This window comes from Helicobacter sp. UBA3407 (assembly GCF_949747025.1).
In the GTDB taxonomy this organism is placed as follows: Bacteria; Campylobacterota; Campylobacteria; order Campylobacterales; family Helicobacteraceae; genus Helicobacter_D; species Helicobacter_D ganmani.
On the sequence record NZ_CATKCB010000065.1, the window covers coordinates 1 to 11,402 of the forward strand.

Consider the following 11,402-nt stretch of genomic DNA (forward strand, 5'->3'; position numbering starts at 1 on the left):
CTAGCCAAATGGAAAAGCATTGGGGAATGGAAAACTTCCAAAAAGGACATTTCGGAGTATTTGGAGCTTTAAGGCGAGATTTTGGATTATGGATTGCTTCATCTCACTTCGCTTTACTTTTCGCAAAGAAAAGTTGGTGTGCGTCCTTGCAAGGATACCTGTTTCACCTCCGCTTGAAGCGTCGCGCTCTTATCCTGCAATTCCAAAATTGTATGTGGCGTAATCTCTGCCAAACATTGGATTTTTTTTCCATTGCGCAAAACGCAAGCATAGCCATTTTTCTGATAATTTTCAGGATTCTTTGCGCGAAATTCAGCCTTTAACCTTTCTAACTGCATAGATTTTTTGCCTATTAGTTGCGGAATCTTTAAATGAATCTGGAAGCTTGGATTCTGTAATTTCAACGCACACAAGGCAATCTTATGCGCAATCCTCTGCCCTAAAAACAAATCAAGATTGTCAAGATTCTGCTTTGCCTGCTCTATTTTATTAAAAAGCAAATTTTTTTCTATCAAAAATGCACTTTTTTGAAGTTGATTTACTTTTCCTTGCAAAACCCTTGAGAATCGCTCACTAAGCGTGTTTTGCATTGTATCTAAGTTCATCAACCATTCGTTTTTATCTGGCAATAGAATCTCCATTGCTGCTGAAGGAGTGGGAGCACGCAAATCCGCTACAAAATCACTTAGCACGATGTCTGGCTCGTGCCCAATAGCCGAAACAATAGGAGTATTTGCATTGAAAATACTCTCAATAACTAAAGGCTCATTAAAAGCCCACAAATCCTCCAAACTCCCGCCACCACGCGCCAATACAATGCAATCCACTCCCAAATTATCTGCAATTTGAATATTTTTAGCAATACTTTCTTTTGCTCCCTCGCCTTGCACAAGCGTATTGATTGCAATAAATTTAACAAGATTCCATCTTTTTTCTGCGACTTTCAGCATATCGTGCAACACAGCACCCGTATTTGAAGTCAGCAAGGCAATTTTTTGGGGAAACTTTAGCAAAGGTTTTTTATTTTCAAAATAACCTTTGGCTTTATAGGATTCTTTGAGCTGCTCAAAAGCCAATGTGAGCTCTCCGATTCCGCTTGGTAATGCGCTAATACAATTCAACTGATAGTCCCCACGTGGAGGATAAACACTAATTGCGCCTTGCAATGTTAGGCTCATTCCCTCTTGGATTTGGAATCGCAAACGTGCAGCATTTCCGCGGAACATTACGCATTTAATGCTAGAATCTTTGTCTTTTAATGTGAAATACAAATGCCCGCTAGAATGGTGGGTAAAGTTACTCACCTCCCCGCTCACACTCACTTGTAAAAAAGTTGCCTCTAACAGACTTTTTATCTGTGCGTTTAGCTCACTCACACTTAGAGTTTTCATTATTCTACAAGCATAATCGCAAGGTTTGCGCTAATTTGTTGCCCTTCTTTGGCATAAATTTCTTTGATTTCTCCACCAATCGTTGCTAGCACTTGATTTTCCATTTTCATAGCTTCCACGATTGCTAGCACATCACCCTCTTTGATTTTATCTCCCACTTGCACTTTAAGTTTCGTCAAATTTCCTGGCATTGGCGAAATAATATGCCCCGGCAGGCTTGCTTGAGGCAAAGAATCGGATTTTTTGCTAGGGACTTTGCTAGAATCTTTCTCACTAGATTCTACAAGAACTTCTTTCAAATCCCCATTCACACGCACAAAAAATGGTCTCACATTTTCATCTTTTGCCCCGCTTCCCTCAATTTTAATATTGTAAGTCTCTCCGTGCAAATTGATTGTAAATTCTTTTGCCATTGGAGCATTTGCGCCCTCAAAGGTTGTAAGAGCCTCTGGACTTAGACGATTTTCATTGCGTTCGCTTAAGAATTGCTTCGCGATTCCACCAAAAATCACATAAGAAATCACATCGGTTTCACTTTTAGCAAAGCCTTGAGATTCCTCACGCGCCCTTTGCAACTCTGACTCTAACCTATCTGCTGGACGCTCTGTAATGATTTCCTCTCCCTCTGCTTGGATTCTCTCTATTAATTCTTTTGCAATTGGAGCTGGCGTCTTGCCATAATAGCCTTTAATAATATTCTTAGATTCCGTTGTGAGTGTTTTATAACGCGTTTGTGCTAGGACATTTAACACCGCCTGTGTGCCAACAATCTGACTAGAAGGAGTAACAAGCGGGGGATAGCCGAAATCTTTACGCACATTTGGAATTTCTGCTAAGACTTCGTCCATTTTGTCTAACGCATTTTGTTCTTTTAGTTGATGTGCCATATTAGAAATCATACCGCCAGGAATTTGATTGACAAGTACGCGGGTATCAATTTGATTGTATTCAGATTCAAATTTCTTATATTTTCTGCGATTCCGCTTCAAAATCTCTGCAGCTTTTTCCATAATTTCTAAATCTAATTTTGTATCCCACTGCGTGCCTTGCAATGTCGCCACAATGGATTGCGTGCAAGGGTGGCTTGTACCCTCTGCTAGCGCAGAGTTAGAACAATCCACGCTATCTACTCCTGCTTCAATAGCTTTCAAATGCGAGCCAAAGGCGAATCCAGCGGTGGAATGTGTATGTAATGCCAAAGGCAAACCAATCTCACTTTTCAATGCTTTGACAAGCTCAAAGGTAGCATTAGGCGTAATCAAACCTGCCATATCTTTGATTGCCAAAGAATCGCAACCGCGCTTTGCTAATTCCTTACCATATTCCACAAAACTTTGAATCGTATGCACAGGCGAGGTGGTATAGCAAATTGCTCCTTGTGCGTGTTTGCCTTGCTTTTTAACCTCATCAATAGAAACTTCCAAATTACGAATGTCGTTTAACGCATCAAAGATTCTAAAAATATCCACCCCATTTTGAGCGGAAAGTCGCACAAACTCACGCACCACATCGTCTGCATAATGGCGATAACCAATGAGATTCTGTCCGCGCAAAAGCATTTGGATTGGAGTTTTTTTGAAAATTTCTTTAAAGATTGCTAATCGCTCAAAAGGGTCTTCTTTTAAATATCGCAAACAGGCATCATAAGTCGCTCCACCCCACACTTCTACACTATAAAATCCCACTTGTTCAAAAGCTTGCGCCGCTTCTATCATATCCTCTGTGCGCATACGCGTTGCAAGCAAAGATTGATGTCCATCTCTTAGGCTATTTTCAGTGATTTTTATCATAATACAAACTCCAAATATTAAGTTTTGAGCTCATATTATAACAACAAATTACAATCTTTGAAGTGTATTGTGATAATTTTGTATCAAAATTATCAAGAATGATTATTTTTGTATCATATACGAGAAATTTAAGAAAAAAGGAAATAAGATTCCACTGCGCATTGCAGGCGATACGAAGAATTCTATGATATTAGCAATATACGATTCTACAATTTTTATGTGCAAAGCACAAATCCGCAATGGCTCTTGTTAGGCTTACTATTTTGCAGAGTTTGTGGAGTTTGCAATTTGTTTGGAATACAAAATCATCAATCTTTCGTTCTGTTCTGTGCTGTTTAGATGGATTGTGCCGCCACTTTTATTCTCGCTTTTGCTTTGGCTTGAGGATTTGTTCACCTCTAATTCTACCACTTCAAAAAAACTACAAAAACTAAGTCCTTCATCAAGAAATTCCATTTTTAACTCCTTATTTAATCTATAAAATAGGAAGCAAATTTCATTCCTTTTTTGTAATTTAAGATTCTGTGAGATTCTAAAACAATCAATTCTTATGAAAAATAATGGAAAACCAATCAACTACCAATTTGAAATTTTATAACGAAGAGTATCAATGTGGAATTGCTAGATTAGATGTGTCCAAACCCTCCTCCGACATTTCTTGGGATTCTGTGGCATTGCTCTCTGCACTAACAACAAAAGGGGAAATATTCACATCAACAAGCCAATAAAATCTCGTAACTTCATCTAAAGCAGGCTTTACCTTGGCAATCTGATAACCCTGTCGTAACTCAATAGATTCAACAATACCCACTAAAATTCCGGGATAAAAAATATTGTCATTGCCACTTGTTCGCACAATTTCGCCGACTTCAATTTTGGGATACAAGGGAATATAATCTACAATAAAACCTTTATTAATATCGTATTTTGCGATTCCTTGTGATTTTCTATCGCCTACTACAACGCTATAATTGCATTTCTCATCTCCATTCAAAAAGCCTTCCAAACGCCGATTTTGCAAAACCGCAATTCCCGCAACCTTATTATCATTAATTAGCCCAAAAATCGTTCCATTTTGATAAGTTTTATTAGTTTTATATTCTAGCCATATTTTTTTATAATCATTCATACGCACAAACGAAATCATACGCACAAATGTGAGTTCTGGCATATTTAAACGCAAAGGGGAATGAATAGAGTCTAACAAATCGTTATATTCAATCTTTAGAGCTTCAAGCAAATATTCTACTTGCTGTTTATCTCTCAAAGAATCTGAAAGTTGTTTGATTTGTTCTGCTTGATGAAAATGACGTTGAATTGCCTTTAATATATTGCTATTGAAGTTTAAGATTCCTATCTTGACACTATCGCTTAAAGACAATATCCTATTTTGCACTTCGGTAGAAATTTTCATTGAAATAAACAATGCAATGAATAAAAAAATCGTCCATAGAAAAACTTTTTTCATCTCTTTTCTATTTATTGTATCTCAAAAATCTTACTCGTAAGAAGATTGTTGTAAAACATCAATCTCTTCTAGTGCTTTTCCTGTGCCTTTTGCCACGCATAACAAAGGCTCGTCACCCACATATACAGGAAGTTTTACCACATCTGAAAGATACTTATCCAATCCACGAATCAATGCTCCGCCGCCTGTTAAGACGATTCCATTCTCTACAATATCTCCTGCCAAATCCGGTGGCATTTGTTCCAATACATCTTTGAGGGCATTTGAAATCTCTTTTAGCGGTTCTTTCATCGCCTCACGGACATCTTCACTTGTTAATTCAATCGTATTGAGCAATCCACTCACTTGATCGCGCCCTTTTACTTGCATTACAAGTGGCTCCTCAAGACTTACAGCAGAACCAATTTGAATTTTAATTTCCTCTCCTGTTCTCTCCCCAATCAACAAACTATATTTGCGACGCACATAATCTACAACCGCCAAATCTAGTTTATCTCCCGCAACACGTAAAGATTTAGAAATCACAAGCCCACCTAGAGAAATTACACCGATTTCCGTAGTCCCTCCTCCAATATCTACAACCAAGCTTCCTTTAGGCTCTTTGACAGGCAAACCTGCGCCAATCGCTGCCGCCATTGGCTCTTCAATCAAAAAGACTTCCCTAGCCCCCGCACTAATTGCAGATTCTTTAACCGCCTTGCGTTCCACTCCTGTCAAACCATAAGGTACACAAACAATGATTCTTGGGCGCATTAATGCTTTTCTCCTATGAGCTTTTTCAATAAAATAACGAATCATCTTTTCTGTCATATCAAAATCTGCAATCACACCATCTTTCATCGGACGCACTGCTAAAATGCTTCCGGGCGTTTTACCCACCATTTCTTTTGCTTCGTGTCCTACGGCTAAAATCTTATTCCTACCATGTCTATCATTATGCACAGCAACCACAGAGGGTTCATTAATAATAACACCTTGCCCTTTTACCAAAACAATCGTATTTGCTGTCCCAAGATCAATTGAAATATCGTGTGAAAACAATCCAATAACTCTATCTAATAGCATATCTTTCTCTCTTTACAATGGATTTAAGCACTTTTTTTGCTCGTTTTTTTCTGTTTTATCAACATCGGCTTTGCAAGTTTTAAAACCGCCTCTTTCGTGATAATTACTTCATAACCTTTCAATTCTGGCAACTCATACATAATATCTAGCATAATTTCTTCCATAATTGAACGCAGTCCTCTTGCCCCTGTTTTACGCGCAATCGCAAGATTCGCAATCTCTTCTAATGCTTCATTTTTAAAAGTCAAAGCCACCCCATCAAAAGCAAAAAGCTTTTTATATTGTTTTGTCAATGCGTTCTTTGGCTTTTGTAGAATCTCTATCATCGCCTCTTTTGTAATTTCCTCCAAAGTCGCAAACAAATGCAAACGCCCGATTAATTCTGGAATCAAGCCAAAACTCACCAAATCATCTGGCTCTACTTGCTCTAAAACATTTTCTTGCGCAATTTTTTCGTTTGCTTTATGATGGAATCCCAAACTATTTCCGCCAATTCTCCGCTCAATAATATCTTTTAATCCATCAAAAGCACCTCCGCAGATAAACAAAATATCTTTAGTATCAATTTGGATAAATTCTTGATTGGGGTGCTTTCTGCCACCTTTTGGTGGAACATTCACAACACTACCTTCTATAATTTTCAACAACGCCTGCTGCACACCCTCTCCTGATACATCTCGCGTGATAGAACGATTCTCTGAAAGCCTTGAGATTTTATCAATCTCATCAATAAACACTATTCCTCTTTGCGCCCTTTGCACATCACCATCAGCTTCTTGAAGCAAACGCGTTAAAATATTTTCCACATCTTCACCCACATAGCCCGCTTCTGTTAAGCTTGTCGCATCACAAATTGCAATAGGAATATTTAAAAATTTTGCTAATGTCTGCGCCATTAGCGTTTTACCGCTTCCGGTAGGACCAATCAATAAGATGTTGGATTTTGCAATCTCAGTATCGTCCTCCTCTGCTTGCCCTTTAGTTTGCAATACGCGTTTGTAATGATTATAGACTGCAACACTAAAAACTTTCTTGGCTTTTTCTTGACCAATGACATACTCATCTAAAACCGCTTTTAATTCTTTGGGAGGCACGATATTTAACTCTTGTTCAAGAGATTCCGGCTCTTCCTCAAAGTGTTGCTCGCCCCCGACAAGCAAACTATAAGAAGCAATGATGCAATTTTTGCAAATGCAGACATTATTTCCAGCAATCAATGGATTTTTGTGAGATTCTTTGGACTTGCAAAAATCACAAACTTTTTCACTCATTACTTTTCCTTGTAAAAGGGATTCCCCTTGTAGATTGAATAATAAATTCACACATTTTTTTAACATTTGCATCTTTTACGCCCTCGTCAAGAATTTCCTGTGCGATTTCTTTGATTGGTGCATTACCAAAAAAAAGACGCTTATAGGCATTGTGAATTCTATCCACTTCGTGGTGTTCAAAATGTTTGCGCAAACGATGCAGATTTAGCCCTCTTACGACCGCACGATTCCCCTCTGCCATACAAAAAGGAGGAATATCTTGCGAAAGCGCACTCGCTCCTGCAATCATCGCATAATCTCCCACCTTTACAAACTGATGAATCGGCGTTAAACCACCTACATTAATATGGCTACCCAACACAATATGCCCACCGAGTGTTGCACCATTTGCCAAAATGCAAGAATCTCCAACAATACAATCATGTGCAATATGCACATACGCCATTAACAAATTATTACTACCAATAATTGTTTTGCCTCCGCCGCCCTCTGTGCCCGGATTTATCATCGTAAATTCGCGGATTTTGTTATAATCTCCAAAAATTAGCTCATTAGGTTCGTCATGATATTTCAAATCCTGTGGTTTTGTACCCAAAGTCGCATTCGGAAAAATCTCATTTCTTTCCCCCAAAGTTGTGTTGCCAAGAATCGTTACATGATTATACAGCTTACAACCTTTTCCAATTTTCACATCTTTGCCAATCACACAATAATGCCCAATTTCTACACTTTCGCCAATGATTGCACCCTCTTCAATGATAGCAGTATGCGCAATTTTTGCTGATTTTGCTACACTCACTTTTATACCTTTTTCTCTGTGTTATCTACTACCATTGCTTTTAACTCCGCTTCAGCGACTAATTTTTCTTCCACATAGGCATAGCCTTGCAATACCCAAATTCCACCTTTATGCTTCAAAACCTCTAATTTATAAGTTAATTTATCGCCCGGAATTACGGGACTTCTAAACTTTGCCTTATCAATGCTCATAAAATAAACAATTTTATCGCCTGTATTTTGCGCATTGTCTCCAAACATACTCACAAATGCCAACACGCCACCCGCCTGTGCCATTCCCTCAATGATATAAACACCGGGATAAATAGGTTGTGTAGGAAAATGCCCATTAAAAATTTTTTCATTGATTGTAATATTTTTATATGCCTCAATCTTTTCATTAGGCGTCATAGAAACAATCCTATCTACGAGCAACAAAGGATAGCGATGCGGTAGAATCTCACGAATTTTTTGCACATCATAAATCATTCAAAATCCTTAAAAACTAAAATTAAATTTTAACATAATTTTCATTTGATTATAATGCCATTTTACCCGGATTTAAAATATTATTAGGGTCAAAGGCTTTTTTAACCGCCTTGAATAGCTCCATTTCCTCTTTAGAAAATGCAAGATGCATAAAAGGTGCTTTTGAGATTCCAATTCCGTGTTCTCCGCTAAGTGTGCCACCTAGTTCTACTGCTATTTTAAAAATCTCTTCAATGGCTTTATGCCCTTTCTCTAGTTCTTCTTGCTTACTGCCATCTACCATTACATTTGTATGCACATTTCCATCGCCTGTATGTCCAAAGCAGGGAATCACAACATTATATTTCTTTGAAACTTCTGCGATTCTTTCTAGTAATTCAGGTAGTTTAGAGCGCGGAACTGTAATGTCTTCATTTAATTTTTTACTTCCATAAATGGTAATGCTAGGACTTGCGTTTTTGCGAGCAAACCATAAATCAGCCGCCTCTTGCTCATTGTTTGCTTTCACAAACTCACTTGCTCCATTTTCAAAAAACTTTTCCTCTATTTTGCAGATTTGATAATCAATCTCTTCGGGCAAATTTCCATCTACTTCAGTAATCAAAATCGCCCCTGCTTCTTTTGGCAAACCTTTGTGAAATTTCTCCTCTACCGCCCTAATACTAAGATTATCCAAAAACTCCATTGCCACAGGTGAGATTCCACTTGCCATTGTTTTATACACCGCATTCATCGCAGATTGAATACTTGGAAAAACCCCCATTGCACTTTGTTTATATTTTGGCTTACTAAGTAACTTTAAAGTAATCTCTGTAATGACAGCTAATGTTCCCTCACTCGCAATAAGAATCCCTGCAACATTGTAACCTGCAACATCTTTGATTGTCTTTTTTCCTGCGCGGATAATATCTCCATTTGGCAACACCGCACGCAATGCCATCACAAAGTCTTTTGTAATTCCATATTTTGCTGCACGCATTCCTCCTGCATTTTCACTGACATTTCCCCCCAAAGTAGAATAATGCTCACTCGCAGGATCTGGTGGATAAAACAATCCAACTGCTTCCACTGCTTTTTGTAATTGCATATTTACTACACCGGGTTGCACGCGTGCTACCATATTTTCCATATCAATCTCTAAAATTTGATTCATATGTTTCTCTAGTGCCAAAATCACTCCACCCTGCACCGCAAGTGCTCCACCTGTAAATCCACTTCCCGCACCTCTTGGAATAATCGGGATTAAATGCTCATTGCAATATTTTAGCACACGGCTGACTTCTTCTTCATTGTGCGGAAAAACAACGCATTCAGGATACTTTCTTTCTTTTGTTGCATCATAGCAATAAGCACTCAAATGCGCTTTATCACTGAAACATTCACCCTCACCTACAATGGTTTTTAAGTCCTTGATATTTTGTTCTGTCATCATCAATCCTCAAAAAATATCTTTTATACCATCAAGAAAATAATTTGTAATTCTTCCAAAAAATGTTGCGTCTTCGTCACGAATCTCACCTTTAACTAAAGCGTCAAAATATATATAATAGTCTTGTGTTTTAGCATCATTAAAAAGATAAGAAAACCATTCTTGATTACCTCTTCCAATGCGTGAGAAAAATGGTAACATACGCTCCTCTACCGGTGCGCGTCCCGTAATGTAGTCTTTTTTAATCATACGAAAAGTCTGGCAATCCAACGCTTGCCCCTCATTGAGATTCACCATATATACAATTCCCGCAGCATATTGCGTGCAGATTTTGCGGAAATCTCCCCTCACAGGCGCGGTATGTCCTACATCCATTAAATAAGCCGCAAACAAATCAGGGTGCAACCAAGTAATCTCTGGATAGGCGGCTTTAATTTTTTCATAAATATCTTGCGTTGGTGCAATCAAAAATGCTCTGTCGTTAAAACTACGAAAAATCACTTCATCATTCTTTTGTGGCGTCAAAGTAGGTGTTGGAAAGGCACTTTGCTCTAATCCCACAAAAGGTTCAAAGGCTATCTTTGCCCGATTGTCTTGAATCTCTATTACTGCAGCTTTTGCCACGATTCCAGAATGTTCTCTATCAAACCAACGAATAATCTCTCCACTTTCCCCAACTTTTAAATCAAATGCCGGCACATACGCATAATGTGCGGAATCCTTATCAAGTGCAATAATTGGAACAATGATTTTGTTACCAAAAGGAGAAGCTAACGAAAAAGCACCAAAAAAAGAGAATACAACCAAATATTTTAGAAGTTTTAAATATTTCATAAACAAATAAGCCTTAGTCTTCAGAAATTTTTAATATTAAAAATTTCTGAAATTATATTTTATTTTTGCTTAAAGCCTAGCAAGATTTTATATATTTTATATAAAATCTTGCAAATTTTTATCCCGAAATTTCACAACAATGTAAAAAGTTGGAATCCTTTTTGCTTTAAAATTTTCAATTTTGACAATATTTCAAACTTTGACTTTAAAATAAGAAAGGATTTTGTTCCACAATGGTCATCAATCAAAACTTAAACTCCCTAGGTGGAATTTATAATGAAGCGAATCGTCTCTTAAACGAAAATGTGCAATCCACAAACAAAGCACAGAATAAAGAATTGCAACAACAGAATCAAGAGAGCTTTAGCAGTGAGAGAATCACTTATGGAATGATTAGTTTGGAGCTTATGAGCGATGAACAATATCAAGCTTTTGAAAGAGTAACTGCGGGTATGTCTCCCAATGAAAAAATTTCTGTCGCGCAAATGCTCACAAGAGCCGGTAATTTAAGCGCAAGCGTAGAGCGCATAGAGCAACGCGAAAAAGAATCTCAAGATTCCAATCCAGAGAAAAAAGAAGAAGAACTCGGATTTTTAGGTATTACACAAGATGGTTGGCAAGAAGTTGCAAAAGAATTTCAAGACAATTTAAACCACTTGCAAGGGCTCTATACCAAGAATTATACCAAGAATCCCACAAGCAACTATAATGATATTTTGCGCAAAAATACAGAAGCCAAAACACAACGCATTTTAAGGGAATTTAGCCACGCAATTTATAGCGGTAATGTGCAAATTGATACGATAAGCTAAGAGAATATCTCCCCGCTGCACTCTTGTGATTTTGCATTCTATCCTTGTGGAATTAATTTATAGAATCGTGACAATC

Annotated in this window: 11 protein-coding genes; 1 reads left to right on the top strand and 10 read right to left on the bottom strand. The window is 37.8% G+C overall.

Features of this window, described 5'->3' with window-relative positions:
- Positions 1-113: 113 nt before the first annotated feature.
- The 10 genes from xseA to Q1553_RS01345 form a co-directional block, all read right to left on the bottom strand.
- Positions 114-1,391, bottom strand: a complete 1,278-nt coding sequence (gene xseA / locus Q1553_RS01300; RefSeq protein WP_300842692.1) for an exodeoxyribonuclease VII large subunit — start codon at positions 1,389-1,391, stop codon at positions 114-116.
- Positions 1,391-3,181 carry a sodium-extruding oxaloacetate decarboxylase subunit alpha gene (gene oadA / locus Q1553_RS01305; protein ID WP_297571552.1) on the bottom strand — a complete coding sequence of 597 codons (1,791 nt, stop codon included), beginning with the start codon at positions 3,179-3,181 and terminating at the stop codon, positions 1,391-1,393. The genes xseA and oadA overlap by 1 nt, the downstream gene beginning before the upstream one ends.
- A gap of 258 nt (positions 3,182-3,439) precedes the next feature.
- Positions 3,440-3,637, bottom strand: a complete 198-nt coding sequence (locus tag Q1553_RS01310; RefSeq protein WP_115551042.1) for a hypothetical protein — start codon at positions 3,635-3,637, stop codon at positions 3,440-3,442.
- 151 nt (positions 3,638-3,788) lie between these two features.
- Positions 3,789-4,649, bottom strand: coding sequence for a rod shape-determining protein MreC (mreC, locus tag Q1553_RS01315; RefSeq protein WP_297601671.1), 861 nt, complete (start codon positions 4,647-4,649; stop codon positions 3,789-3,791).
- A 30-nt stretch (positions 4,650-4,679) separates the two neighbouring features.
- A complete protein-coding gene (locus tag Q1553_RS01320; protein WP_115551044.1) occupies positions 4,680-5,714 on the bottom strand; it encodes a rod shape-determining protein in 1,035 nt (344 codons plus the stop codon).
- Between the two features lie 23 nt (positions 5,715-5,737).
- Positions 5,738-6,985: an ATP-dependent Clp protease ATP-binding subunit ClpX gene (gene clpX, locus Q1553_RS01325; RefSeq protein ID WP_115551045.1), complete on the bottom strand. Its 1,248-nt coding sequence runs from the start codon at positions 6,983-6,985 to the stop codon at positions 5,738-5,740.
- A complete protein-coding gene (gene lpxA / locus Q1553_RS01330) occupies positions 6,978-7,784 on the bottom strand; it encodes an acyl-ACP--UDP-N-acetylglucosamine O-acyltransferase (RefSeq protein ID WP_115551046.1) in 807 nt (268 codons plus the stop codon). Before lpxA ends, clpX begins: the two co-directional genes overlap by 8 nt.
- Positions 7,785-7,786: 2 nt before the next feature.
- The gene (fabZ, locus tag Q1553_RS01335; protein WP_115551047.1) at positions 7,787-8,251 is read right to left on the bottom strand and encodes a 3-hydroxyacyl-ACP dehydratase FabZ; all 465 of its coding nucleotides are present in this window, start codon (positions 8,249-8,251) and stop codon (positions 7,787-7,789) included.
- Between the two features lie 49 nt (positions 8,252-8,300).
- Positions 8,301-9,680 (bottom strand): glycolate oxidase subunit GlcD, encoded by a 1,380-nt coding sequence (gene glcD / locus Q1553_RS01340; RefSeq protein ID WP_115551048.1) that lies wholly within the window; start codon positions 9,678-9,680, stop codon positions 8,301-8,303.
- Positions 9,681-9,689: 9 nt separating this feature from the next.
- Positions 9,690-10,514 carry a plasminogen-binding N-terminal domain-containing protein gene (locus tag Q1553_RS01345; protein ID WP_300842693.1) on the bottom strand — a complete coding sequence of 275 codons (825 nt, stop codon included), beginning with the start codon at positions 10,512-10,514 and terminating at the stop codon, positions 9,690-9,692.
- Between the two features lie 233 nt (positions 10,515-10,747).
- Here Q1553_RS01345 and Q1553_RS01350 point away from each other — a divergent pair, with 233 nt between their 5' ends.
- Positions 10,748-11,326 (top strand): hypothetical protein, encoded by a 579-nt coding sequence (locus Q1553_RS01350; RefSeq protein ID WP_115551050.1) that lies wholly within the window; start codon positions 10,748-10,750, stop codon positions 11,324-11,326.
- Positions 11,327-11,402 lie beyond the last annotated feature (76 nt).